Origin of the sequence: Megasphaera micronuciformis F0359 (assembly GCF_000165735.1) — a bacterium.
Classification (GTDB): Bacteria; Bacillota; Negativicutes; order Veillonellales; family Megasphaeraceae; genus Megasphaera; species Megasphaera micronuciformis.
The window spans coordinates 39,734-63,231 of the sequence record NZ_GL538185.1 but is presented as its reverse complement, the minus strand read 5'-3'; the positions used below and the strand labels follow the sequence as shown (position 1 = coordinate 63,231).

Below are 23,498 nucleotides of genomic sequence, written 5' to 3'. Positions count from 1 at the left end.
GTTATATGGAACAGCGCATACCTCCGCAAAATGTGGAAGCGGAACAGGCCGTTTTAGGAGCCATGTTGATTGATCGCAGTGCCGTCATTGCGGCAACGGAAAAATTGGATGCTGAAGATTTTTATAGGGATACACATAGGCTTATTTTTGAAGCCATGGTAAACCTTAATCGTGCCAATAAAGAAGTTGACGTTATTACTCTCGATGAAGAGTTGCGACGCATGAAAAAGCTTGAAGAAGCAGGCGGTATACAGTATATTTTATCTTTACCGAATCTGGTGGCTACAGCGGCCAATATTGAATATCATGTCGGGATTGTGGCTGAAAAGGCGTTGGGCAGAAAGCTTATTCGAACCTGTACGGACGTGGCAGCCGATGCTTATAACGGCGAAAAATCGACAGAAGATATTCTGGATATGGCAGAACAACAGATCTTACGTCTGGGTGATAGTCGTAAACACGGCAATTTTGCCTCTGTGGGAGAGGTTGTAGGTACAGCCTTGGACCATATTACGAAAATGTATGAAAACAAGGAAGGGCTTACGGGTCTGCCGACAGGATTTAAAGATGTAGATATGCTGACTTCAGGTTTGCAACCGTCGGACCTTGTGTTGGTGGCAGCTCGCCCCAGTATGGGGAAAACGGCGTTCACCCTGAATATTGCACAAAATGTAGGTGTTCGTCAAAAGAAGACCGTTGCTTTTTTTTCGTTGGAAATGTCTCAAGAACAGCTGGTTCATAGACTTTTGTGTCAAATTTCCCATGTAGACTCACAAAAGCTGAGGACCGGGCAGTTGAATACGGATGAAGAGTGGACGAAACTGACAGAAGCTTGCAGTAAATTATATGATGCACCTATTTATATAGACGATACGCCGGGGATATCCGTCGGCGAAATGAGATCCAAAGCCAGACGCCTTAAGGCGGAACATGGCTTGGACCTGATTATTGTTGACTACTTACAACTTATGCAAGGGAAAAATGCCGAAAGTCGGCAACAGGAAATTTCCGACATATCGCGAAACCTGAAGGCGTTGGCAAGAGAGCTGAAGGTGCCGCTTATTGCTTTGTCACAGCTCAGCCGTAGTGTTGAAAGCAGACAGGATAAGCGACCTATGCTCAGTGATTTGCGAGAATCGGGTGCTTTGGAACAGGATGCGGATATCGTTTCTTTCCTGTACAGGGAAGATTACTATAATAAAGAGACGGAAGACCAACATATTACGGAAGTTATTGTGGCTAAGCATCGAAACGGCCCTACCGGTACAGTCAGACTGTACTTTAAAGGTGAGTATACATTATTTATGAACTTGGATACTCGACATAGCGAAGTGCCGCAATAAAAACACGCCCGAATTATTTTTTTGATTCGGGCGTGTTTTCTTGTTCTATATAAGTAAAGTTTCGAATGAGTATGGCTTTTCCGCGCCAAGAAAAGGCTCGCTTTCCGTAGGTTTCTTTAAATTGGCGGTTTGTGAGATTCTTAAAGGAGCGGGTATCTACATAAGATAAGAGATCCGTACGAAAGTCTGCAAGTGGCGTTACGGGAATATCCTTGTTGTGAGGACAGACTCGCTGACACTCGTCACAACCGAAAATGTACGGTGTTTTGGCGACAATTTTTTGTTCTTGAGATGTAAGGTCGCCTTTTTTTTGAGTTAAGTAAGATTTGCAGGTGACAAAATTATAAGCTGTTCCTGAAAAACAGTTGCCTGGGCAGATTTTTTCGCAATTGCCGCAGTGGAAACACTCTTTTTTTGTCGGCTCATCTACTTCTAAATCGGCTGTTGTTAAAACGGCACCGATAAAGCAGTAAGATCCGTAGGTCTCATGTATAAGACAACCGTTGTCGCCGATAAAACCGAGGCCGGCAGTGACGGCCAAATGGCGGTCGGACAACGGTGATGTATCTACTACCGAATAATAAGACGAGCCGGGAAAGGCCTTTTCCGTAAACTGTCCTATGCGGTTTAAGTAAGAGTGTATAATTGTATGATAATCATAGCTATGAGTGTACAAGGATAAATTACTGCTTTTCGGATAGCCGCAAAAATACGGGAAGAGGACAACAATGATAGACCGACATAGAGGCAGTAACCGGCAAGGGTCATAGCGATCGATACCGCGTCCGGAGGCTAAAGGACAAATGTCTCCTTGTGTGGGCGGTATCGGTAATGAAGCACTTGCAATGCCTACGGCAGTGAGTCCTAAAGTCCTGCAAAAGGTTTTCACATCCTGTGCGGTCATAGGGAATCCTCTCCCGATTCCGTCGCAATGTAAGACGAGGCGGACGTATAGCAAATACGCAGATGCTCTTCCATCATGCGTACGGCTTCTTGCGTATTGCCGTCACTTAAGGCATCTAAAATTGCCGCATGTTCATCGGCCGCCTCTTGCACCCGGTTAGCGTGGCTGTACAGAGAATTAATACCTGTACGACGAATTTTATCTCGAATTTCTTCTACGAGGGAACGAAGTAATGTGTTTCCCGTAGAAGCAATAATGATATTATGAAATTCCGTGTCGCTGAAAATAAACTCCTTATATGCCGGATCTTTGTGATGGATTAACTTTTTCTGCTGTTCTACGAGAAGCCGTAATAGTTCCAGCTGATCCTTGGTAATTGACGTACTGGCTAATTGGACGGCTAAGACTTCCAGTGCCGTGCGAATTTGAAAGATGTGGGTCAAATTCTTTTCGTCAAGACGACGGACGACAATTCCTTTGCGAGGGATATAACGAAGCCAGCCCTCTTTTTGAAGCTGCCTCATGGCTTCGCGCACAGGTGTGCGACTGACGCATAACTCTTCAGCCAAAGCCCTTTCCGTTAATACTTGGCCATCTTTGTAAGTTTGGTCGAGAAGCCGATTTTTAACCGTTTTATATACTTGTTCTTTTAACGCAGGTGCGGCATTCTTCTTCATCCTAGCTCCTATAGAAAGTAATCATGGTTCAGAGGTGGTTGTTCTTCGCTTGCAGTATTTGTATAACGAGGCCAATCCCGTTATGTTAAGGTGAGTATCGTAAATATAAAGAAAATCGTATCTTTGTATATATACTTATCATATACTATCGGCGAGAATCTTGCCAAGTATGAGCATCAGGTATAAAGGTTGTCTTGGTTGAGAGTCGTTCAGTGTGTAGTGTACAATAAGAGCCATAAGGAGGGGTGAAGATGAAGGCAAAAGAATTACAACAGCGCTTTGATTGCGGCAAGGTTGAAAAAATGTATGAAAATAGCCGGAAAATATCTTTTCTCTTACGGGCTGTGTTTGCCCTGGCGGGTATGTATTGTTTTCACTCCTTTATGGTAGAAACTCAAGCCGCTTTTCGCATTTATCCGTTCCTCGGGCTGGTGTTTTGTCTTGTGCGGATGTATCGGCAAGGCGATACGGTATGTTATGTAACGGAGAAGGGACTGGTTGTACGCAGCCATTATCGAACTTTTTATGAGTTTATGAGCGAGATTCTTTTTGGGGCTGAGCATCTTGTGTTTATACCGTATAAAGCTATTTTTGATATACCGTCTAATTGGGTAACTTTTGAATTAGGCAGTGCCGAGATAGGCGGTCTTGTTGTGCAGCCTGTGCGGCTCAGGTATTTGTCAGCAAAGAATAAAAAAGAGATACTGGCGAGGATTCGTGCGGCTCAAGAAGAGCCTGAAGACACCTGAAATGCGGGAAAATAAAAAAATCGAAAAATTTTCGAAAAAATACTTTACTAATTTAACGTACTAAAGTATAATGAAGACATCGAAAGACGGCGGGTATCCGGAAACGCGGTCTGAGGAGACAATAAACGGTAATTAGGGAGGAATAACAATGAATATGAAAAAATGGATATTGGCCGCAACAATTATGACAATGACAGCTATGCTTGCAACCGGGTGCGGTTCCGACTCGGCCAAGTCGGAACAAAAGTTACCTGATAAAGTTATTATCGGCTTGGATGATAATTTCCCGCCCATGGGATTCAGAGATGAAAGCGGTAATCTCGTCGGGTCCGATATTGATTTGGCTAAAGAAGCCGCAAAACGTCTCGGTATTGAAGTAGAATTTAAACCTATCGATTGGGACAGTAAGGAAGCTGCCTTGAAGAGCAAGCAAGTAGATATGCTCTGGAATGGTTTGAGTATTACGGAAGATAGAAAAAAGGAAATCGCTTTTTCCGATGCGTATATGAAAAACGGTCAGATTATCGTGGTTCGTAGTGACTCACCTGTTACGGACCGTGCCGGTTTAGCAGGAAAGACCTTGGCAACACAAGACGGCAGCAGCTCGATTGATTGCCTTAATAAAGCAGCCGACTTTAAAGCGTCCTTAGGGAATGTTAAACTGTACGGAGATAATGTAGCGGCTTTGATGGATCTTGAATTGGGACGTGTCGATGCGGTATTGGTTGACAGCTCCGTAGGCAGATACTACATGCAGAAGAAACAGGGCGTATTCAAGGTCATCGATAAAAACATGGGTGAAGAAGAATTCGGCGTCGGTATGCGTCAAGAAGATACTCTGCTCAGAGATAAACTTAACAGCGTTCTCAAACAAATGAGTGAAGACGGCACGACGGCTAAAATTTCACAAAAGTGGTTCGGTGAAGATATTTCGATGAAGTTATAAAAACGACAAGTATAATGAGGAATCGCACGATTCCTCATTTACTTTGTTTCAGAGGGAGTTCTTATGGATTATTTATCAACAATCGTTCCGGCTATTGCCGACGGGCTTCAAGTTACATTAAAAATATTTGTCATCACCATTGTTCTCAGCCTGCCCTTGGGGATTATTATGGCCATGGCGCGGCTAAGTCCTTTAGCCGTTTTGCGTAAGCTTTTGGAAGGTTATATTTACTTAATGCGCGGTACACCGCTCATGTTACAGATCTTATTTATTTATTACGGCCTTCCGTTCCTGATTCCCGGGTTACGCTTGGCCGATTATCCTGCGGCTATTATCGCCTTTGTTTTAAACTATGCCGCATATTTTGCCGAAATCTTTCGAGGCGGCATTCAGTCCATTGATCGAGGTCAATATGAAGGAGCTAAAGTTCTGGGCATGACATATGCGCAAACCATGCGTCGCATTGTATTACCGCAAGTGTTAAAGCGCGTCCTGCCGCCGGTAGCCAATGAAACCATCAACTTGCTGAAGGATACGTCCTTAGTTTACATCTTGGCTATGAATGACGTATTGCGCATTACCCGCTCTATTGTACAGCGAGACTTCGATACGACGGCCTTTATTGTAGCGGCTGTATTTTATCTGGTATTTACCTTTATTTTGACCCGTTTCTTTATGTATCTTGAAAAACGCTTCAATGTATATGAAGGATAGGAGGCGATAATATGAGTTTTATTGAGATGAATCATATAGGTAAAAGCTTCGGTAACCTGGAAGTTTTGAAAGATGTATCCTTGCACATGGAGTCAGGTGAAGTGGTTTCTATTATCGGCCCGTCGGGAAGTGGTAAGAGTACTTTTTTGCGATGCTTGTGCGAATTGGAAAAAATAGATAAAGGTGATATTTGCGTGGGTGGAGAAGTGATGGCTGAACAACCTGAGGGGGCAAGTAAGACTGTGTACTCATCTCCTGATAAGGTACGTCAAATTTGCCGTCGCATGGGTATGGTTTTTCAGTCATTTAACCTTTTTCCGCACATGACGGTTCTTGATAACATTCTGGAAGCGCCACGAGTTGTAAAAGGTATGAAGGATGCGGATATTTTACCGCTGGCGGAAGAACTTTTACGAAAGGTCGGCTTATGGGATAAGCGGGATGTCTACCCTTCCAGCTTATCGGGCGGTCAGAAACAGCGGGTGGCTATTGCCAGAGCCTTGGCAATGAAACCGGACATTATGTTGTTTGATGAACCGACATCGGCCTTGGATCCGGAACTGACCGGTGAGGTGTTGCGAACGATAAAGCAATTAGCCGATGAAGACATGACCATGGTTATTGTAACGCATGAAATGGCCTTTGCCAGAGAAGTGGCAGATCGTATTATTTTCATGGCCGACGGAGTTATTCAGGAAGAAGGTCGTCCTGAAGATGTATTTGAACATCCTCAAAATGAACGAACGAAGAATTTTCTCAGCTCAATGTTGCAGTTTTAAAAAAAACGGCGAATCCGAAGGGTTTCGCCGTTTTTGAGTATTGTATGTATGGACTAAAGGATTTTTAGGGCCGATTTTCGGCGATGAGATCCGCCAGGCAGGGTTCAACCTGGACGCCTTCCCGCGGATCCGCTCCGGAGGCGGCTGTGAACTCAATGGCCTTTGTAAGAAAGCGTGTGGCAGCTGCCGTTGCAGCATGCAGATCATCTTTTTTCAATAACAGCCCCGTAAGTGCGGACGTGAAGATATCGCCGGTACCGCAAGTGCTGAAATCTACCTTATAAGTGACTGCCTCATCGAAGGTGGCTGTGGTAGCATCGTAGCTGATATTTTTAATGCCGTCTCGTGACGGTACGCTGGTGATAACGATTCGCTGCGGACCGTCAGCTGATAGCGTTTTACACATTTCAAGGACTGATTTGGTTGTAGGTGTAGCGGAGAAATCAACTTCCGTATCGGAGAGAAGTGCGGCTTCCGTATAGTTGGGAGTGATTAAGTCGGCTACGGTAATCAGCGATTTCATAGCCTTTATCATGGACTCGTCAAAGACCGGGTACAATTTGCCGTTGTCGGCCATAGCCGGGTCAATAATGGACAAACCGCCCTTACCGAATTGTAACACGGCCTCTTTAACCGTTTCTGCCTGATCCGGTCCGGCCAGAAAACCGCTGTAGACTGCGTCATATGTAAGATTTAATTTCGACCAGGCTGCCATCATATCCGGCATGGTCGCGGATAAATCGGTGCTTTTAAAGGTACCGTATGTAAGATTATTGCTGAACAAGGCTGTCGGAAAGGGACAAACCTGACTTCCCAAGGCTGATATAACGGGGATTGCCGCCGTTAGAGAACAACGGCCGAAGGAACATAAATCATGAATTGCCAAGACTCTTTTTGTAGACATGAAACTGCCTCCTTTATTATCTGTCTATGTATATTATGAAGAATATGCGGGATATGTAAATAGACAGTTTTACGTAAAGTCCGCTTCCATCTGGCGTGCTCGACCTATCTATGGATAAAGACATATGATACAATATGTAATTAAAACTAACGATTGTCTCGGGGGAGGTAATTATGGGGCAAGACAGAGATGTTGCCATGGGGCTCAGCGTGAAGGCCATGATTTTTTTCGAAGCAAAACTTTTATTGTTGCGGAAAAATGACGGGAAGACCGTATCCCATTGGGAATTTCCCGGCGGCGGATTACGGCGCGGTGAAAATTTCCTGGACGGCCTGTATAGAGAGGTAAAAGAAGAAACGGGGCTGTCCGTTCATGTTGACGGACTTGCCGGAACCTGGCAGTATCGCAAGCGAAACGGTCAGTTTTTAAACGGTGTGATTTATACGGCTACGGCGACACGGCAAGAGGTTATGATTTCATCAGAACACACGGACTATGCGTGGGTCCGGCCCGATGAATTGAATCAATACCCCATCCATGCATCTTTGCATACCGCTTTGCGACAAATGGAAAAGATACCCGCGTTTTCGACAGAACTTCTTAAAGAATTTTTGACAGCTCCCCGGGAGGCGGCCCGTGAATAGAAAAAAACAAGGGAGAGCTCCCTTTACAGAGGCATTGGAAGCTTATTGCAGAGAAAGTTTTTATCCCTACCATACGCCCGGACATAAAGGCGGGAAAGGAAGTTCTGCAGAGGAACGAAAGCTCTTCGGGGCAGCCTTGCGGCGGGATTTGGGGCTTATGTATGCCCTGGATGACCTATTTGATCCGGTCGGGCCCTTAGGCGAAGCCATGGATTTGGCTGCTGAATTATACGGGGCAGGTCGGACTTTTTTTTCCGTTAACGGAACGACAGCTTGTATTGAGGCCATGATTTTAGCAGTATGCGGTGACGGAGATGAATTGATTATTCCGCGTGAAGCTCATAAAAGTGTTATGAATGCACTTATTTTGAGCGGTGCCGTACCTGTATATATGAAGAGCCGGTTTGCGTTGCAGGAGGAAATTTCTCTCGGCCCCGACACAAGGGAAATTGAAGATTTGATGGAGACTCATCCGAAGGCGAAGGGGATAGTTATTACCTATCCGACTTATGACGGCCTTTGTATCGATTTGAAGTCGGTGTGCGAGGCAGCCCATAGACACAAGCTCTTTGTTCTTGTTGATGAAGCACACGGAGCTCATTTCGGATTACACGAAGACTTGCCGGCAACGGCGTTGTCGTGCGGCGCCGATATGGCGGCACAGAGCACTCATAAGTTGGGTGGTTCTTTGACCCAAACGTCCATGCTTCATTGTCGGAAGGGATTTTTGCATGTAGATAAAGTGGCGGCGGCTATGCATTTGCTGCAGTCTACGAGCCCCCATTATTGGTTTTTAGCATCATTAGACAGTGCCAGACGGCGGGCCGCACTATACGGACATGATGATGAAGAAAAAGCTTTAAAAATGGCGCGACGTATTCGGCGAGAGTTGAATACTCTTGCGGGAATTCGTGTTTTCGGAAAAGATATTTTAGACTATGACGGTGTGCAGGATTTCGATGAAACGAAAATTACCATAGACTTTTCCGGATTGGGCCTTACAGGGGCTGAAGCGGAACGGTTATTGCGTCGTGAAAAGATAGAAGTCGAGTTGACGGCGGGGCACCATGTCTTATGTTTAATTACTCCCGGCGATGATAATGAAAGTGCGGAGGCCTTAATCAAAGCTTGTCGGCATATTTCCGAAGGTGGAGAAAAAACCGAAAGAGTCGAAATGAAGGAAGTCCCCTTGCCGGACCCGGTAGTGCGTTTGGCACCGCGGGCCGCGTGGCATATGCCGTCTGTTGACAAACGATTGGATGAAGCAATCGGTTCGATTGCCGCGGAATCCGTGATTTTCTATCCTCCGGGTATTCCCGTTCTGGCACCGGGGGAAGAGATAACAGCTCAATGTGTACGTTATATTCAGAGAAAGATTGCTGAAGGATATGGACCCCACGGGTGTGAAGATAAAACGGCGACCTTTATTAAAACGGTGAAAAGTGAAGAGGAGAAGTCATGAAGGGACATTTGATTATTATAGAAGGCGGCGACGGAAGCGGTAAGGCGACACAGACCGAATTACTGCGACGGCACCTGGCGGACGACGGGGAATTTGTTAAAGCGGTATCGTACCCCGATTATGACAGCGAATCGAGTGCACTCGTAAAAATGTATTTGCGAGGCGACTTCGGAACTGATGCGGATACGATTAATCCCTATGCGGCGTCGGCCTTTTATGCCGTTGATCGTATTGCCTCTTATGAGTTGAAATGGAAGCGGTTTTTTAAGGACGGCGGAATCGTTTTGGCTGATCGGTATACGACGAGTAATATGCTATACCAAATGATCAAAATACCCGGGAAAGCTGACCAGGATGCTTACTTGGACTGGCTATGGGATTTTGAGTTTAAAAAGTTGGGCTTGCCCGAACCCGATGCTGTCATACTGTTAGACGTGCCTTTAGAAGTGACGGAAAGATTGATGTCCGAACGTACCGGTAAGACGGGCGGTACGACGGGAGATATTCATGAAAAAGACCGGGAATTTTTGCGCAAATGTCACGCCGCCTACGTCGGATTGGCCGCTAAGTACGGTTGGTATAAGATTGACTGTACAAGAGAGGGAGTGCTTCGTTCTCCCGGGGCTATTCACGAAGACGTATATGCTTTGGTCAAAGGTTTGATTTAAATCTGTTGTCTTGACACTTATCCGCAGTTTCACGTATAATAAATAAGCATCCTGATTATGCTATTGGAAAAAAGATGCAGGCAGTATGGGTAAAAACTGTTGACAGACGTTAAGAGTCTATGGTAAGATACTTGTTGTCATGCGGAAGTAGCTCAGTGGTAGAGCACCACCTTGCCAAGGTGGGGGTCGCGAGTTCGAGCCTCGTTTTCCGCTCCATTTTTCTCTTAGGAGGAAAGAATATTCCTCAATAGCTCAGTTGGTAGAGCAATCGGCTGTTAACCGATTTGTCGTAGGTTCGAGTCCTACTTGAGGAGCCATGTAGGGGTATCGCCAAGCGGTAAGGCAACGGACTCTGACTCCGTCATCGTTGGTTCGAATCCAGCTACCCCTGCCATATTTCTTGATCCACTAGCTCAGTCGGTAGAGCACCTGACTTTTAATCAGGGTGTCCCGAGTTCGAATCTCGGGTGGATCACCACAATTTTATATGGCCCCTTGGTCAAGCGGTTAAGACACCGCCCTTTCACGGCGATAACATGGGTTCGAATCCCGTAGGGGTCACCACACTCGGGCGATTAGCTCAGCTGGGAGAGCGCTTGCCTTACAAGCAAGATGTCGGCAGTTCGATCCTGTCATCGCCCACCAAAAAAGAAATTGAACGGTATATTCATTGAATATACCGTTCAATTTCTTTTTATATATAAAACTATGTACATGCCGATGCAAGAAGCCTCGCCATATTATAACAGAGGCTTCTTGTTTATTTTTCATAGCGTCTGGGCATACGCTTGTTGCCGACAACCATGGTTCGGCTGAGGGTTTGGTAGGCCATGTTCGTAAAGAAGAGAAAGCCGAATAAAAAGACAAGGCCGTAGTCCCAGGTAAGTTCCGTTGACCGGCTATATAAGTAAAGGCAGGTACCGGTGAAAAGGAGACTGATATATAAGGCTATGACCGCGCATTGGGTTCGTTGACCACGATCGCGATAGGTGTAGAAATCTTTGTATTTAACTTTAAAAAATAAGGATGAAATGATAAGGATGAAAGCCGTGGCGACCATACCGTAAAGCGGTAGTGAGAAGAAAAACTCACACAATAAGAGGAGAGCGAGAATTAAAGTCCAAAGAAAAATGCCGATTTGCAGATGCAAATCCTGTTTTGAATCGTGTATATGGTCACGGTGTCGTTGACTCATGAGGGTAACTCCTTTCGAAACAAGGTACATTGATGACATTATACCATAGGTTATCGTTGTTACGTCAGTTTTTCGGACTTTTACCGGATCATAGGGGATTCCTATGATTACATGCGAAAAATATATGATGTAAAAAGAAGGAGCAATCATTGTTTGGTGATAGAGACGCATTCCTATGAAATGAACTGCACGACCTGCGGGGATTATTTGAATGTTTGCCATAAGAACGCTATTAAATTCGAGCGGAAAGGCAAACAGTAATAAAAATTATCAATACGCATCCATTTATTATTATCCATAATTAACACCCTGTTAATTATGGATAATTTTTTATAAATGAGATGAGAAAAAGGAAGGTAAAAAGTGATACAATAATGGGGACCTTAATATTATTCTTTATTAAGAAGGAGTACAAAGTATGGAGTTTTTGAAAGACAAAATTTCGCGACGGCAGTTCTTAAAGGGCGCTGTAGCGACGGCTGCCGTAGCGGCGGCTGGGCCTAAGCTGATCTCCGCCGGGTATACACCTTTTAAATCCGATTCGCTAGAGGTGTGGACTTGCGGCGGCTTATCGGAAGCTTTTTTGCAAATCAACGATGCATATGAAGCAAAAACAGGCCATAACATTCAGTACACCGGTGCTTTTGCGGGGGCATTGGGTAAATCTCTGTTAACCTTAAAAGGACAAACGGAGATGTTCGGAGCACGCGGTTTGGAACTGGCCCAAAATTTACGTAAAAAGGGAATCAGCCTTCGTTTTAAACCCCTTTGCTTTACGGACTATGTTCTTGTAGTTCCTAAGGGGAATCCGGCAGGTATTCGCGACTTGCAGGATTTGGCGGAACCGGGGGTTCGTGTCATGTTGCCGTTAGGGGCTTCACCTCCGGGCAGTGCTTCCGTCAAGGGGATTCTGAAGAAGTCGGGTCTTACGGATCCTGTCATGCAGAATATGACGGTTAACGAAACGTGTGTCATTAAGATGATGTGCGGCCTCGTAGAAGGAAAAGGCGATGCTTCCATTATTGAAAAACGTTTGACTACACACGATCGCTTTAAGGATAAAATTGAGTACATGCCTATTGATCCGAAGTTTATTCCGCCGGCACCTCTTACCTTTACTCTCAATGTAATGAAGTATGTAAAGGATGAAAAGTTGGCTGAAGACTATTCGGATTTCGTCCGTTCCGACGGTCAGGAAATACTGGAAAGAAACGGTTTCACATCCGTCCACTCGGCACGAGGCTTAGACTTAATAGAAAGGTTCGGCGTAAAAGATGTCCAATAATACAAGTGCACAGAAAAAAGAATTCTACTTACCGAAGTTACGGCATTTGGTACAACTTATATTCTTGGCCGTCATGGGTAAGTGGATATACTACGGAATTTTCCGATGTCCCTTCATCGTCCCCTTTGTCAACTGTGAACGATGTCCCGTAATCACCTGTTGGGGGCGTATTACAGCCTACTTCTTCGGATTCTGGTTATTCATTCCTCTGTTGGCTATCTTCCTGGGACGAGCTTTTTGCGGCTGGCTCTGCCCGAGCGGTTTTGTCAATCAAATGCTCGGTAAGGTAGCAATTACGAAGCTGAAGATACGCAACAAAAAGATGAGATGGGCTCAGTTGGGGATGGTTGTTACGATTTTAATCGGACTGGGTGTATATTTCATTTATGACAACCCGCGCGTTATGATACCTATTCGTACGAGTGATGAATACTTTAACTCGCTTATTATGTCCATTCGCTTTGCCGATTGGTATTGGGCTGTTCGTACGGTTATCGTCGTAGCACTTATTGCGGCATCGCTCATTATTTCGAATTTCTGGTGTCGGTTTATTTGTCCTGTCGGCGGGGCCATGGAATTGATACGCAAGATTTCCATATTCCGTATTTTCAAGACCGATGCCTGTGACAACTGTGATGCTTGCCTGCGTAAGTGTGATATGGGTACGCGTCCTGACGAAATGAACTGCACGAACTGCGGGGATTGCTTGAATGTTTGCCATAAGAACGCTATTAAATTCGGGCGGAAAGGTAAACAGTAATGGACGTACATACACAAAGCTTTTTAAATAATCATCCCTGCTTCAACAAAGGGGCTTCGGTTAATTGGGGGCGGGTTCACTTACCGGTGGCTCCGAATTGCAATATTCAATGTAACTTCTGCAATCGTATGTACGACTGCGCTAATGAAAATCGTCCCGGCGTTACTCAGAAGGTGTACACTCCTGATGAAGCCGTGGCTTATTTGGAAAAACTTTTTAAGGACAGACAGGATATTTCGGTTATCGGCATTGCCGGACCGGGAGATCCCATGTGTGATGCCGATAAGACCTTGCCGACATTTGAAAAGTGCCGTGCTCGGTTCCCGCACCTCATGCTGTGTCTTTCCACCAACGGCTTGGCCTTACCCGAACATGTAGATGACATCGTGCGTATCGGAGTCAGTCATGTGACAGTAACGGTCAATGCCGTTACTCCCTCTGTGGGCGGTAAAGTTTATGCTTGGGTTCGTTACAACGGCAAAACTTATACGGGCGAAGAAGGAGCTGCCATTTTACTGGCTCGTCAAGATGAAGGGATTCGCAAGCTGAAGGAAGCGGGTATGATCGTCAAGATTAATACGGTCGTCATTCCCGGAATTAATATGGATCATGTACCGCAAATTGCCGCTAAGGCTAAAGAATGGAAGGCCGATATTATGAATTGTATGGCCATGATCCCTGTGCATGACACTCCCTTTGCCGGCATTGAAACACCGTCTAAGGAAGATATACACCGAGTACGGCAATTTATCAGCGGTTCGATGAAACAAATGACGCATTGCAGTCGTTGTCGTGCCGATGCTTGCGGTAAATTGGGCTGTGAATAAAAAAAGACTTGCCTTATACAGCAGGTCTTAATACGGCTTAGCCGCAGATTTCACGCAGAGCTTTCACGGCCGTATCAACGTCATCTTCCGTGTTGAAATATCCAAAGGAGAAGCGGACTGTTCCGCCCGGAAAGGTTCCTAATGTTTTATGAGCTGACGGGGCACAGTGGAGGCCGACGCGGGTGAGGATTCCGTATTCGGACTCAAGCTTGAAGGCCACTGCCGAATTATCCATTTCTTTAGCGGCAACAGATACGACGGCCGTACGGTCCTGTAAATCCCTTTTGCCGGCAACGGTCAGTTTCGACAGGTCGGAGATTCCGTCTAAGAAACGAGACGTAAGAGCCATTTCTTTATGATGGATATTTTCCATGCCTTCCGCTTTGATAAAGTCAAGGGCTGCATGAAGGCCTATGATTCCGGGTAGGTTTAAAGTACCCGATTCGAAACGGTCGGGAAGAAAGTCCGGCATTTCTTCCGTATGTGAAAGGCTCCCCGTGCCGCCGGCAATGAGAGGGGTCATGATTGTTGCCAACGAGTCGGGAATAACCATGCCGCCTGTACCTTGAGGTCCTAGAAGTCCCTTGTGTCCGGTGAAGCATAAGATGTCGATATTCATATCCTTCATATTGATAGGTATCGTACCGGCCGTTTGTGCCGAGTCGACGATGAAAAGCAGGCCGTGTTTGCGACAAAAGGCCCCGACTTCTTTTAACGGCATTACGGTCCCGCAGACATTGGATGCATGGGTCATGATAACGGCTTTCGTGTTTTCTTTGACGAAATCGTCAAGGCTTTCAAGAATGAGTGAACCGTCAGACCGACAGGGCAGACGATCAAAGGTCAGGCCTTCTTTTTCCATCTGGACAAGAGGCCGCATGACCGCATTATGCTCCATGGACGATACGAGAATGTGATCGCCTTTTTTGAGTAACCCCTTAATGGCCATGTTGAGGCTCATCGTGACATTTTGTGTGAAGATGACATTCTTCACATCGTCGCCGCCGAACATTTCTTTTAGCCAAAGTCGGGTCAGGTAGACTGTTTCTTCCGTGTCGTAAGCAGGAGCGTACGAACCTCGATTAATATTGACGCCGCTTTCACTGATGAAACGGCTCATGGCTTCGGGAACACTCTTAGGTTTGGGGAAAGTCGTAGCCCCGTTATCAAGGTATATTCTTCGCATTTTCTGTCTCCTATGGATGAAATGACTTGCTCCGTTCAGTATAGTCGACATCCGGTCGTTTTACAAATGTTCGTTTTAGGTAAATCGATAAGGAGTTTTAATACAGAAATAATTTATTAATGCAGAACGGTGCATGGGTTCAGTTTGAGAGGAGGATTTATTTTGGGTTTAGCACATGAAAAACGCGCTATTATCATTGCCGGTTTAATCATCGGCGCCATTGCGGGATTTTTGGTCCTGGCAGGGAATCCCGCGAACATGGGTTTTTGTATTGCTTGCTTTATTCGTGATACTGTAGGCGGACTCGGGTTGCACCGGGCGGCACCGGTACAGTATATTCGTCCGGAAATCATCGGTCTTGTTTTAGGTGCGTTCTTATTATCTTTTATTCGCGGCGAACATCAGGCTAAGGGCGGCAGCGCTCCCATGACGCGTTTTATTCTCGGCTTTTTCGTTATGATTGGTTGCCTCATGTTCCTCGGTTGCCCCTTCCGCTTGATTCTGCGTCTTGCCGGCGGCGACTGGAATGCTATTTTAGGCTTTGTAGGCTTTGCAGTCGGCATCGGTGCGGGGACCTTCTTCTTGAAGAGAGGGTATTCGTTAAAGCGTACGTATAGCCTTCCCAAGTTTGATACGGCAGTTATGCCGGTTCTTATGGTAGGATTGTTGATTCTCGTCGTAATGGCTCCGGCTTTCATTTTCTTCAGTGAAAAAGGTCCTGGGGCGGTACATGCTTTCTGGGCCGTATCTCTTATTGCCGGAATTGTCGTCGGCGGTTTGGCGCAATACACACGCCTTTGCATGGTTGGCGGTATTCGTGATATAATCTTATTCCATGAAACGAAATTGTTGATGGGCTTCGTTGCTGTTTTTGTAGCGGCATTCCTCGTTAACCTCGCTTTCGGTAACTTCCATCCCGGCTTTGCCAATCAGCCTATTGCCCATACGGACGGTTTATGGAACTTCCTCGGCATGGCTTTGGCAGGTTTTTGCAGTATTTTGCTCGGCGGTTGCCCCATGCGTCAGCTTATTATGACGGGTGAAGGTAATACGGACTCGGCCATTACGGTTTTGGGTCTTGTTATCGGTGCGGCATTTGCTCATAATTTCGGTCTTGCCGCAAGCGGCAACGGGCCTACATTCAATGGTGAAGTAGCTGTTGTTTTGGGCTTTGTCGTAGCTTTGATTATTGCCGTTGTCAATACGCGTAAACAGGGTGCATAAGGAGGAATCGTGATGATAGATGCTAGAGGATATTCTTGCCCCGAGCCGGTAATTATGGCTCAAAAGGCATTGGCGACACAGGAACAGGAATATGAAATGTTGGTAGACTCTCGGACGGCTATGGAAAACGTAACTCGATATGTATCCCATAACGGGTATACGGTTGTTTCGACAGCCGAAGGAGACGACTACAAACTTGTCTTCAAGAAAAAATAGTAGGTAAGGTCGGTGTAAACATGAAATTTATCGCTACTTTTTATTCGCATTTCGGTGCTATTCGTTTTAAAAACGAAGCTCATCCGTCGGTGACATCTATTGAATTGATGCCCGTGCCGCGAAACCTGAGCTCGTCTTGCGGCACCTGTGCCCGCTTTGAGGCACCTGACGACTACACCTATTCAGGCGATGAAAGTGGTGAAGTCGAACAAGTAGTCCGGGAAACGGAATCCGGATTTGAAAAGATTTACAGTTCGATGTAAAGGATGATTACAGTGAGTGATAAAGTAAAATTAACAGAAATGGCGTCCTGCTCCGGTTGAGGCGCAAAAATCGGTGCCGGTGTACTGGCACAAATGTTGAACGGCATTCCCCGACATCAAGATGATCGACTTATTGTAGGGTACGATAAGAGTGATGATGCATCTGTCTATGTTGTGCGCGATGATTTGGCCATTGTTCAGTCGGTAGACTTTTTCCCGCCTATTGTCGATGACCCGTATATGTTCGGACAAATTGCGGCGGCCAATTCGTTGAGCGATATTTTTGCTATGGGAGCCGATCCCAAATTGGCAATGAATGTCATGGCTATTAACTCGGCTATGGGTCAAGATGCGGTTCGGGAAATCTTACAAGGCGGCTATAGCAAGGCTTATGAAGCGGGTGTATTGATTACGGGCGGTCATACGATTGAAGATAAGGAACCGAAGTACGGCTTATCCGTAACGGGCTTTATGCATCCGAAGGATCTGCTCAGCAATTCGTCGGCTCGTGAAGGGGATGTTCTCTTATTGACCAAACCTTTGGGTGTCGGTATCTTAACGACGGCGGCTAAGGTCGGACTTGTGGACGAATCTTTGGAACAGCAGCTTTATAAGGAAATGGCGGAACTGAACAAGTACGGCCGTGATATTATGATGAAGTATGATGTGCACAGCTGTACTGACATTACGGGCTTCGGCCTTATGGGACATGCCTATGAAATGGCGTCCGGTAGCGGCATGACTATTCATTTTGATATGAACAACATGCCCTATCATAAAGAAGCGATTGAAATGGCAAAACAGGGATTTATTCCTGCAGGTGCTTATCGTAATCGTGATTATACGGACGGTCATGTACGTACCGAAGGGCCGATTAGTGAAGCGGAATTGGATATTCTTTACGATCCGCAGACTTCGGGCGGTTTGATGATTGCCGTCAGTGAAAAGGATGCGCCGGCGTTGGAAAAGGAATTGAGTGACAACTTGCCGTGCGGTAAAATCATCGGCTATGTAACGGCAAAAGAAGGTACGGATTTAATGGTCCGGAAATAATTCATACAAGCAGACAGGCACGCATGGGCTGGCCTGTCTGCTTTTTTTAGAAAGAAAATCCTCCGTAGGTAAATTCATTGAGGATTCACAAGGCGGCTGTTATAATATAGAGGTATTATAAACTCATATACAGAAAAAGGAGAGATTTGACGTGATTGAACGCTATACCAATGAAGTAATGGGCAGTATTTGGAGCGAACAAAATGAATGGGATACACTGAAGCAGGTAGAGATTCTTGCCAGCGAAGCTCAAGCGGAACTGGGTAATATTCCCAAGGAAGCTGCCGAACAGATTCGGGAAAAAGCTGCTTTTTCCGTTGACCGTATTCATGAAATCGAAGCGGAAACTCACCATGATATTGCCGCCTTCGTCTCTAATCTTTCCGAGAACATAGGAGAAGCCGGTAAATATGTGCATCTGGGGTTGACTTCAACGGACGTAAAAGATACGGCTTTGGGATACATGTTGAAACAAGCTTCCGAAATTCTTTTGGCCGATTTGGAAGCCTTTCGTGATGTTTTGCGTCGTCGTGCTGTTGAATTTAAATATACACCGACTATCGGTCGTACCCACGGTATTCATGCCGAAGCTACGACTTTCGGTTTGAAACTGTGCATGTGGTTGGCCGAAACGGAACGCAATATTGAACGCATGAAAAGAGCTAAGGAAGTCGTATCTGTCGGTAAGATTTCCGGTGCTGTCGGTACTTATGCCGATGTAGATCCCTTTGTAGAAGAGTATGTGTGCAAGAAGTTGGGCATTACGCCGTCGCCCATTTCTACACAGACATTGCAACGTGATCGTCATGCCGAATTCGTTACGACCTTGGCTGTTATTGCCAGCTCCATCGATAAGTTTGCAACGGAAATTCGTCACTTACAGAGAACGGAAGTACGTGAAGCTGAAGAATATTTTAGCCCTAAACAAAAAGGGTCATCCATTATGCCTCATAAGCGGAATCCTATTACGTGTGAACGCATGTGCGGCTTGGCTCGCGTTATTCGCGGCAACGCACAGGCTGCCTTGGAAGATGTAGCATTGTGGCATGAACGGGATATTTCCCATTCTTCCGTAGAACGTATCATCTTGCCGGACAGTACGATTGCACTTGATTATATGTTGACAACGTTTACTCGCGTTGTCGATAAGCTGATTGTCTATCCTGAAAAGATGATGGAAGATCTGCAATTGACAGGCGGACTGATTTATAGCCCCATTCTTTTAAATACCCTTGTTGAAAAAGGTGCCGTTCGTGAACAGGCTTATCGCTGGGTGCAACGTAATGCTATGAAACGTTGGCTTGAAGGGGAAGACTTCTTGGAAAACCTGAAAAAAGATAAAGATATTGCGACCGTTATGACGCATGAAGAAATTGAAGCTTGCTTTGACGTAAAGAAGATGCTCAGTCACGTTGACACGATTTTTGCTCGATTCGGGTTATAAGCGATACGATAAATCCGGCGACTGAAGAAAAAGATCGGGGAGATTAACATGTATTTTGATAATGCCGCAACAACAGCTCATAAACCGGAAGAGGTAGCCAGAGCCGTATATGAAGCACTGGCAGAAAAGGAATACGGCAATCCGTCACGGGGAGCGCATGACTATGCTATACGAGCTTATAAGGTCGTATTGTCCGCTAAAGAGAGTGTAAAGCAACTGGTACACGCCGGCCCTGCATACGATGTAGCCTTTACGCATAACTCGACGACCGCCTTGAACATGGTAATCAAAGGGCTCTTACGTAAGGGCGATCATGTTATCTCCACTACATGGGAGCATAATGCAGTGCTACGCCCCTTATATGAAATGGGGCAAGAGGGAGTAACTCTCGACTTTGTAAGGTCTGACAGTAAGACGGGGGCTCTCTGCTATGAGGAGTTTGAAAAACTACTTCGTCACGAAACGAAGGCCGTGGTCTGCAACCATGCTTCCAATGTGACGGGAAATATTATCGACTTGGATTTTATTAAGGCGTTTTGTAAGCGTCACGGGTTGATGCTTATTGTCGATATTTCGCAAACGGCAGGTGCCTATCCTATCGACCTGTCGGATGATATCGTTACGGCGGCCTGCTTTACGGGGCATAAGTCTTTATACGGACCGGGCGGTACGGGAGGTATGATTGTTAAAACCGATGTTGATGTAAAGCCCCTTATTACAGGGGGAGACGGAATTCATACCTTTGACAAAGAATTTCCTCATACAGTTCCCGGTGTATTTGAAGCAGGTACGGAAAATATAGCCGGTATAGCCGGATTGGAGGCGGGTATTCAGCTGTTGTTGGAACGGGGCGAAGAAGATATTGTTCGAACACAGCGAGAATTATCGGACCTTTTTATTAAAGGCCTGCAGGAAATCCCGAACCTTACCTTGTATGCCGATTTGACGCGGCCGCGCGTCAATGTTTTTGCCATTAATATCGGTGAAGCTGAAGCCGCTTTGGTCGGTGAAATTCTTTGGGAAGAATATGCAATGGCAACACGAGCGGGTTTCCACTGTGCCCCTTTGATTCATAAAGAATTACACACGGATAAGCGAGGTATTGTTCGTTTCTCCTTCAGCCTCTTTACGACGAAGCAAGAAGTAGAAGCGGCATTAGCAGCCTTACGTGATATTGCAAAGCGATAAAGAAAAGTGATACAACCGCATACAGTCGGTATTTCCGGATATCGACTGTATGCGGTTTTGTTATTTAAAGTAGAAGACTATTGTAAAACGAGGAAGAAATAAGATAAAATGGGTGCAGTATAGAATATAAATGAGTCTTAGGAGGACTGTTATAGTGAAGCAATCTACGAGACGCCTTTTATCCGTTTTTATGTGTGTAACCGTATTGACATCGACCGCTTTTGTATCGGGATGCTCCCTTTCCAGAACTGTAGGTAAAATAAGCAGTGCGGCGGAAAAAGCAAGCGGTAGTCAAGTTGAAAATTTTAATAAGCTGATTGATGCGGAAAATAACTACATTGACTTTAGACTTTCATTCGGAGGCAAGGAAAAGCAGTTTAACGACGGCTTAAGAAACGGCGTATACGATCAGAGTTTTGTGGCTCCCGATTACAAGTCTCTGCAAGAAGCACTGAAAGCCGTAAAAGCCGGCGGTGCTACTTATAAGAACGTTGATGCGGAACTTGATAAGGTTTTAAGTGCCTTAGATGAATTGGTTCCCGTAGCCACGGATCTTCAGACTTATTACGAATCTAAGACTTATTTAAATGATAATTATGCGAAAGTTAAAGAAGTAGCACCTAAGTATTTAGCAGCGGTAGATAAGTTTAATGCCGCTATGGATAAGTTAGACGATGCCATCGGACAGGTTAATCAAGAAAACAGTCAGAAAGAGATTGAACAGTATAAATCTGCCGGGAAGAAAAATATGGCAGCCGCTTTAGAAGCTACTGTGCGTTTCAAAGCGATTATGGATGAATTGGGAACGCATGATCAAAATCCCGACAAAGCTAAAATTGAACAAGAATTGGGAGCCGTTTCGACTCTTCTGGGAAGTATCAGCTCAAGCGAAGGGGATATACTGAAGACCGAAGGAAATGAATTAATCGGTGACGTTAGGGAATTTATGGCTAATCCCGATGAAGAAACCAGAGCGGGCATGTACGAACAGTACAATTCGTATGTCAATGCGTATAACGGCTTGAATGCAGAGCGTTTAGACGGTAAGTAGGATTCGCCGCTTCATAATAGGGTGTAAAATTTTATAAGTAAAGAGCCGCTCGATTTTGAGCGGCTCTTTACTTATATCGTTGATTTTAATTTTGTGAAGCTATTCGTAGCGCAAGGCTTCGATAGGATCAAGGCGTGCAGCCTTGCGTGCCGGATAGATACCGAAGAAGAGGCCGATACCGACAGAGAAGGTAAAGGAAATAAGAATAGGAGCCAAGGTGATAACGGGAGGTACTTCGGCGAATTTTTTGAATACTTCGACGAGGGAGATGCCCAAGGCGATTCCCAAGACCCCGCCGATGAGGCCGATAATAACGGCTTCGATTAAGAATTGCGTCATAATAGTCCGATATGTAGCTCCCAGGGCTTTACGAATACCGATTTCTCTGGTTCGTTCCGTAACGGAGACAATCATAATATTCATAATGCCGATACCGCCGACGAGGAGTGAAATAGCTGCTACACTACCGAGAAAAAGGGTAAGCGTTGCCGTCGTGGAATTCATCGTTTCCATGAGGCTCGTCATATTGTTAATGGTAAAGTCATCTTCCTTGCCTATACCTAAGTGATGCCGCTGGCGCAGAAGGGTACCGACTTGGTCTTGGACTTCATCGATTTTGTCGGAAGAAGAGACTTGGATGTTAATAGAGCGAATGTACGTAATCCCCATTAAGCGTTCCTGTGCGGTTGTCAGGGGGACGAGGACGACATCGTCCTGGTCACCGCCCATAGAGGCTTGCCCCTTTTTTTCCAGGACGCCGATGACTTTAAACGGCTGATTGTTTACGCGAATGTTTTTACCTACAGGGTTCTCAGAGCCATAGAGATTTCCGGCTACGGTAGAACCGATGACGGCGACACGATTGCGTGAATCCAAATCGGCTTGGCTGATGAAGGACCCGGATGTAACCGTAAGGGAACGGATTTGCAAGTATTCGGGAGTCACTCCGTAGACACTCGTATTCCAGTTTTCGTTCCCGTTGACGACTTGATAAGAAGCACTGACTGTCGGGGCTACATAATCAATGTTTTTGATTCGTTTTTTTATAGCTGTTGCATCGTCGAGTTTCAGCTTCTTACCTGAGCCGGCAGCGGCACGCATACCGCGGGAGTTGGACGAGTTGGGGGTGACGATAAGCATATTACTGCCCAAGCTGGCAATGGAGTCCGTAATATTTTTTCGTACTCCCATGCCGATGGAAATCATGACGATGACGGCGGCGATACCGATAATAATGCCGAGCATGGTCAAGATGGAGCGTAGTTTATTACTCAAAAGGGCAGTTAAAGCGATGGTAACGCTTTCTTTAAATAACATCCATAACCACCCCTTTTCCGGCATCTTTAGTAATCAAACCGTCACTGAGTAACAGCTGACGGCTTGCACAGGCAGCTATTTCCGGTTCGTGGGTAACGAGAATTACCGTTTTTTTCTGACTGTGAAGCTCTTCGAAAATATCCATGATTTCCCGTGTTGATTTTGTATCCAAGTTACCCGTAGGTTCATCGGCCATAATAATATGCGGATCGTTGACTAAAGCACGAGCGATGGCGACGCGTTGACGTTGTCCTCCGGATAATTCGTTGGGTTTGTGGTGTGACCATGTTTCCAAGCCGACAGCACGGAGCTTTTCCATGGCTCGTTCAGTTCGTTCTTTTTTGCCAACGCCGGCATAGACCAGCGGTAAGGCCACATTATCCAAGGCTGATATTTTGCCGAGAAGATTAAAATTCTGGAAAACGAAACCGATGCTTTTATTACGTGTAACAGCCAATTCATCATCCGATAAATGGGCGACTTCTTTGCCCCCTAATTTATAGGAACCCGAGGTAGGGCGATCGAGACATCCCAGAATGTTCATGAGTGTAGACTTACCGGATCCGGAAGGCCCCATAAGTGCTGCAAATTCGCCCTCTTTAATTTGTAGAGTAATGCCTGCCAGGGCAGCGAAATCTTGAGAACCGATGTGATAGATTTTGCGAATGTCCTGAAGGGCTATCATAATATTATCCATAG

25 protein-coding genes and 6 tRNA genes are annotated in these 23,498 nt (G+C 45.7%); 24 read left to right on the top strand and 7 right to left on the bottom strand.

The genetic code is table 11. The features are described 5' to 3' along the window. The first annotated feature begins 5 nt into the window (after window positions 1-5). Window positions 6-1,343, top strand: coding sequence for a replicative DNA helicase (gene dnaB, locus HMPREF9429_RS02210; RefSeq protein WP_006941282.1), 1,338 nt, complete (start codon window positions 6-8; stop codon window positions 1,341-1,343). A gap of 13 nt (window positions 1,344-1,356) precedes the next feature. On the opposite strand, the gene HMPREF9429_RS08950 is transcribed toward dnaB, so the two are convergent. Both HMPREF9429_RS08950 and HMPREF9429_RS02200 read right to left on the bottom strand, forming a co-directional pair. Then, the gene (locus HMPREF9429_RS08950; RefSeq protein WP_040773389.1) at window positions 1,357-2,247 is read right to left on the bottom strand and encodes an epoxyqueuosine reductase; all 891 of its coding nucleotides are present in this window, start codon (window positions 2,245-2,247) and stop codon (window positions 1,357-1,359) included. Beyond that, window positions 2,244-2,924: a GntR family transcriptional regulator gene (locus tag HMPREF9429_RS02200; protein ID WP_006941279.1), complete on the bottom strand. Its 681-nt coding sequence runs from the start codon at window positions 2,922-2,924 to the stop codon at window positions 2,244-2,246. The genes HMPREF9429_RS08950 and HMPREF9429_RS02200 overlap by 4 nt, the downstream gene beginning before the upstream one ends. 251 nt (window positions 2,925-3,175) lie before the next feature. Between HMPREF9429_RS02200 and HMPREF9429_RS02195 the strand changes: the two genes are divergently transcribed. The 4 genes from HMPREF9429_RS02195 to HMPREF9429_RS02180 all read left to right on the top strand — a co-directional run bounded on the left by HMPREF9429_RS02195 (window position 3,176) and on the right by HMPREF9429_RS02180 (window position 6,112). Further along, window positions 3,176-3,673 (top strand): hypothetical protein, encoded by a 498-nt coding sequence (locus HMPREF9429_RS02195; RefSeq protein ID WP_006941277.1) that lies wholly within the window; start codon window positions 3,176-3,178, stop codon window positions 3,671-3,673. 148 nt (window positions 3,674-3,821) lie between these two features. After that, window positions 3,822-4,619, top strand: a complete 798-nt coding sequence (locus HMPREF9429_RS02190; protein ID WP_006941276.1) for an amino acid ABC transporter substrate-binding protein — start codon at window positions 3,822-3,824, stop codon at window positions 4,617-4,619. A gap of 63 nt (window positions 4,620-4,682) precedes the next feature. Next, window positions 4,683-5,333 (top strand): amino acid ABC transporter permease, encoded by a 651-nt coding sequence (locus tag HMPREF9429_RS02185; protein WP_006941275.1) that lies wholly within the window; start codon window positions 4,683-4,685, stop codon window positions 5,331-5,333. 11 nt (window positions 5,334-5,344) lie between these two features. Next, on the top strand, window positions 5,345-6,112 hold the full coding sequence (locus tag HMPREF9429_RS02180) for an amino acid ABC transporter ATP-binding protein (RefSeq protein WP_006941274.1): 768 nt from the start codon (window positions 5,345-5,347) through the stop codon (window positions 6,110-6,112). 64 nt (window positions 6,113-6,176) lie between these two features. Here HMPREF9429_RS02180 and HMPREF9429_RS02175 read toward each other — a convergent pair whose 3' ends face one another. Next, a complete protein-coding gene (locus HMPREF9429_RS02175; RefSeq protein ID WP_040773386.1) occupies window positions 6,177-7,016 on the bottom strand; it encodes a pyridoxamine kinase in 840 nt (279 codons plus the stop codon). A 173-nt stretch (window positions 7,017-7,189) separates the two neighbouring features. Between HMPREF9429_RS02175 and HMPREF9429_RS02170 the strand changes: the two genes are divergently transcribed. The 9 genes from HMPREF9429_RS02170 (at window position 7,190) to HMPREF9429_RS02130 (ending at window position 10,435) form a co-directional block, all read left to right on the top strand. Continuing rightward, a complete protein-coding gene (locus tag HMPREF9429_RS02170; RefSeq protein WP_006941271.1) occupies window positions 7,190-7,660 on the top strand; it encodes an NUDIX hydrolase in 471 nt (156 codons plus the stop codon). After that, window positions 7,653-9,122, top strand: coding sequence for an aminotransferase class I/II-fold pyridoxal phosphate-dependent enzyme (locus tag HMPREF9429_RS02165; RefSeq protein ID WP_006941270.1), 1,470 nt, complete (start codon window positions 7,653-7,655; stop codon window positions 9,120-9,122). Before HMPREF9429_RS02170 ends, HMPREF9429_RS02165 begins: the two co-directional genes overlap by 8 nt. Then, on the top strand, window positions 9,119-9,790 hold the full coding sequence (locus HMPREF9429_RS02160; RefSeq protein ID WP_006941269.1) for a dTMP kinase: 672 nt from the start codon (window positions 9,119-9,121) through the stop codon (window positions 9,788-9,790). The genes HMPREF9429_RS02165 and HMPREF9429_RS02160 overlap by 4 nt, the downstream gene beginning before the upstream one ends. Before the next feature lie 141 nt (window positions 9,791-9,931). After that, a tRNA-Gly gene (locus tag HMPREF9429_RS02155) sits at window positions 9,932-10,006 on the top strand. Window positions 10,007-10,031: 25 nt separating this feature from the next. Further along, a tRNA-Asn gene (locus HMPREF9429_RS02150) sits at window positions 10,032-10,107 on the top strand. A gap of 3 nt (window positions 10,108-10,110) precedes the next feature. Continuing rightward, window positions 10,111-10,184: transfer RNA gene (locus tag HMPREF9429_RS02145), tRNA-Gln, on the top strand. Between the two features lie 8 nt (window positions 10,185-10,192). After that, window positions 10,193-10,268 (top strand) — tRNA-Lys (locus HMPREF9429_RS02140). An 11-nt stretch (window positions 10,269-10,279) separates the two neighbouring features. Then, window positions 10,280-10,354 (top strand) — tRNA-Glu (locus tag HMPREF9429_RS02135). Between the two features lie 5 nt (window positions 10,355-10,359). After that, a tRNA-Val gene (locus tag HMPREF9429_RS02130) sits at window positions 10,360-10,435 on the top strand. Window positions 10,436-10,550: 115 nt separating this feature from the next. Here the strand turns inward: HMPREF9429_RS02130 and HMPREF9429_RS02125 are convergent. After that, window positions 10,551-10,985, bottom strand: a complete 435-nt coding sequence (locus tag HMPREF9429_RS02125) for a hypothetical protein (RefSeq protein ID WP_040773383.1) — start codon at window positions 10,983-10,985, stop codon at window positions 10,551-10,553. 418 nt (window positions 10,986-11,403) lie between these two features. Here HMPREF9429_RS02125 and HMPREF9429_RS02120 point away from each other — a divergent pair, with 418 nt between their 5' ends. The 3 genes from HMPREF9429_RS02120 to HMPREF9429_RS02110 are packed head-to-tail and all read left to right on the top strand — an operon-like array spanning window position 11,404 to window position 13,857. Beyond that, window positions 11,404-12,270 carry a substrate-binding domain-containing protein gene (locus HMPREF9429_RS02120; RefSeq protein WP_006941267.1) on the top strand — a complete coding sequence of 289 codons (867 nt, stop codon included), beginning with the start codon at window positions 11,404-11,406 and terminating at the stop codon, window positions 12,268-12,270. Continuing rightward, complete coding sequence (locus HMPREF9429_RS02115; RefSeq protein ID WP_006941266.1) at window positions 12,260-13,030, top strand: 4Fe-4S binding protein; 771 nt, start codon at window positions 12,260-12,262, stop codon at window positions 13,028-13,030. The genes HMPREF9429_RS02120 and HMPREF9429_RS02115 overlap by 11 nt, the downstream gene beginning before the upstream one ends. Further along, the gene (locus HMPREF9429_RS02110; protein WP_040773380.1) at window positions 13,030-13,857 is read left to right on the top strand and encodes a radical SAM protein; all 828 of its coding nucleotides are present in this window, start codon (window positions 13,030-13,032) and stop codon (window positions 13,855-13,857) included. Before HMPREF9429_RS02115 ends, HMPREF9429_RS02110 begins: the two co-directional genes overlap by 1 nt. 37 nt (window positions 13,858-13,894) lie before the next feature. Here HMPREF9429_RS02110 and HMPREF9429_RS02105 read toward each other — a convergent pair whose 3' ends face one another. Continuing rightward, on the bottom strand, window positions 13,895-15,043 hold the full coding sequence (locus HMPREF9429_RS02105) for an aminotransferase class V-fold PLP-dependent enzyme (protein ID WP_040773377.1): 1,149 nt from the start codon (window positions 15,041-15,043) through the stop codon (window positions 13,895-13,897). 162 nt (window positions 15,044-15,205) lie between these two features. Between HMPREF9429_RS02105 and yedE the strand changes: the two genes are divergently transcribed. The 7 genes from yedE (at window position 15,206) to HMPREF9429_RS02070 (ending at window position 21,482) form a co-directional block, all read left to right on the top strand. Continuing rightward, window positions 15,206-16,267, top strand: coding sequence for a YedE family putative selenium transporter (gene yedE / locus HMPREF9429_RS02100; RefSeq protein WP_040773374.1), 1,062 nt, complete (start codon window positions 15,206-15,208; stop codon window positions 16,265-16,267). 12 nt (window positions 16,268-16,279) lie between these two features. Further along, on the top strand, window positions 16,280-16,483 hold the full coding sequence (locus HMPREF9429_RS02095) for a sulfurtransferase TusA family protein (RefSeq protein WP_006941262.1): 204 nt from the start codon (window positions 16,280-16,282) through the stop codon (window positions 16,481-16,483). 20 nt (window positions 16,484-16,503) lie between these two features. Continuing rightward, window positions 16,504-16,746, top strand: coding sequence for a DUF3343 domain-containing protein (locus HMPREF9429_RS02090; RefSeq protein WP_006941257.1), 243 nt, complete (start codon window positions 16,504-16,506; stop codon window positions 16,744-16,746). A 3-nt stretch (window positions 16,747-16,749) separates the two neighbouring features. Continuing rightward, window positions 16,750-17,799: a selenide, water dikinase SelD gene (selD, locus tag HMPREF9429_RS02085; protein WP_083801171.1), complete on the top strand. Its 1,050-nt coding sequence runs from the start codon at window positions 16,750-16,752 to the stop codon at window positions 17,797-17,799. Window positions 17,800-17,950: 151 nt separating this feature from the next. After that, window positions 17,951-19,243 carry an adenylosuccinate lyase gene (purB, locus tag HMPREF9429_RS02080; protein ID WP_040773368.1) on the top strand — a complete coding sequence of 431 codons (1,293 nt, stop codon included), beginning with the start codon at window positions 17,951-17,953 and terminating at the stop codon, window positions 19,241-19,243. A 48-nt stretch (window positions 19,244-19,291) separates the two neighbouring features. After that, window positions 19,292-20,431, top strand: a complete 1,140-nt coding sequence (locus HMPREF9429_RS02075; protein ID WP_006941254.1) for an aminotransferase class V-fold PLP-dependent enzyme — start codon at window positions 19,292-19,294, stop codon at window positions 20,429-20,431. Between the two features lie 154 nt (window positions 20,432-20,585). Further along, on the top strand, window positions 20,586-21,482 hold the full coding sequence (locus HMPREF9429_RS02070) for a DUF3829 domain-containing protein (protein ID WP_040773362.1): 897 nt from the start codon (window positions 20,586-20,588) through the stop codon (window positions 21,480-21,482). Window positions 21,483-21,581: 99 nt separating this feature from the next. Here HMPREF9429_RS02070 and HMPREF9429_RS02065 read toward each other — a convergent pair whose 3' ends face one another. Together HMPREF9429_RS02065 and HMPREF9429_RS02060 are read right to left on the bottom strand one after the other, a co-directional pair. Further along, on the bottom strand, window positions 21,582-22,799 hold the full coding sequence (locus tag HMPREF9429_RS02065; RefSeq protein ID WP_006941252.1) for an ABC transporter permease: 1,218 nt from the start codon (window positions 22,797-22,799) through the stop codon (window positions 21,582-21,584). After that, entirely contained in the window at window positions 22,789-23,496 is a 708-nt protein-coding gene (locus HMPREF9429_RS02060; RefSeq protein ID WP_006941251.1) for an ABC transporter ATP-binding protein, read from the bottom strand. Before HMPREF9429_RS02060 ends, HMPREF9429_RS02065 begins: the two co-directional genes overlap by 11 nt. Between the last annotated feature and the right edge of the window lie 2 nt (window positions 23,497-23,498).

Bases quoted from the DNA above. Each gene is read 5' to 3' on its own strand.
- dnaB (WP_006941282.1), top strand. From the start codon at position 6: ATGGAACAGCGCATACCTCCGCAAAATGTGGAAGCGGAACAGGCCGTT.
- HMPREF9429_RS08950 (WP_040773389.1), bottom strand. From the start codon at position 2,247: ATGACCGCACAGGATGTGAAAACCTTTTGCAGGACTTTAGGACTCACT.
- HMPREF9429_RS02200 (WP_006941279.1), bottom strand. From the start codon at position 2,924: ATGAAGAAGAATGCCGCACCTGCGTTAAAAGAACAAGTATATAAAACG.
- HMPREF9429_RS02195 (WP_006941277.1), top strand. From the start codon at position 3,176: ATGAAGGCAAAAGAATTACAACAGCGCTTTGATTGCGGCAAGGTTGAA.
- HMPREF9429_RS02190 (WP_006941276.1), top strand. From the start codon at position 3,822: ATGAATATGAAAAAATGGATATTGGCCGCAACAATTATGACAATGACA.
- HMPREF9429_RS02185 (WP_006941275.1), top strand. From the start codon at position 4,683: ATGGATTATTTATCAACAATCGTTCCGGCTATTGCCGACGGGCTTCAA.
- HMPREF9429_RS02180 (WP_006941274.1), top strand. From the start codon at position 5,345: ATGAGTTTTATTGAGATGAATCATATAGGTAAAAGCTTCGGTAACCTG.
- HMPREF9429_RS02175 (WP_040773386.1), bottom strand. From the start codon at position 7,016: ATGTCTACAAAAAGAGTCTTGGCAATTCATGATTTATGTTCCTTCGGC.
- HMPREF9429_RS02170 (WP_006941271.1), top strand. From the start codon at position 7,190: ATGGGGCAAGACAGAGATGTTGCCATGGGGCTCAGCGTGAAGGCCATG.
- HMPREF9429_RS02160 (WP_006941269.1), top strand. From the start codon at position 9,119: ATGAAGGGACATTTGATTATTATAGAAGGCGGCGACGGAAGCGGTAAG.
- HMPREF9429_RS02125 (WP_040773383.1), bottom strand. From the start codon at position 10,985: ATGAGTCAACGACACCGTGACCATATACACGATTCAAAACAGGATTTG.
- HMPREF9429_RS02120 (WP_006941267.1), top strand. From the start codon at position 11,404: ATGGAGTTTTTGAAAGACAAAATTTCGCGACGGCAGTTCTTAAAGGGC.
- HMPREF9429_RS02115 (WP_006941266.1), top strand. From the start codon at position 12,260: ATGTCCAATAATACAAGTGCACAGAAAAAAGAATTCTACTTACCGAAG.
- HMPREF9429_RS02110 (WP_040773380.1), top strand. From the start codon at position 13,030: ATGGACGTACATACACAAAGCTTTTTAAATAATCATCCCTGCTTCAAC.
- HMPREF9429_RS02105 (WP_040773377.1), bottom strand. From the start codon at position 15,043: ATGCGAAGAATATACCTTGATAACGGGGCTACGACTTTCCCCAAACCT.
- HMPREF9429_RS02095 (WP_006941262.1), top strand. From the start codon at position 16,280: ATGATAGATGCTAGAGGATATTCTTGCCCCGAGCCGGTAATTATGGCT.
- HMPREF9429_RS02090 (WP_006941257.1), top strand. From the start codon at position 16,504: ATGAAATTTATCGCTACTTTTTATTCGCATTTCGGTGCTATTCGTTTT.
- HMPREF9429_RS02075 (WP_006941254.1), top strand. From the start codon at position 19,292: ATGTATTTTGATAATGCCGCAACAACAGCTCATAAACCGGAAGAGGTA.
- HMPREF9429_RS02065 (WP_006941252.1), bottom strand. From the start codon at position 22,799: ATGTTATTTAAAGAAAGCGTTACCATCGCTTTAACTGCCCTTTTGAGT.
- HMPREF9429_RS02060 (WP_006941251.1), bottom strand. From the start codon at position 23,496: ATGGATAATATTATGATAGCCCTTCAGGACATTCGCAAAATCTATCAC.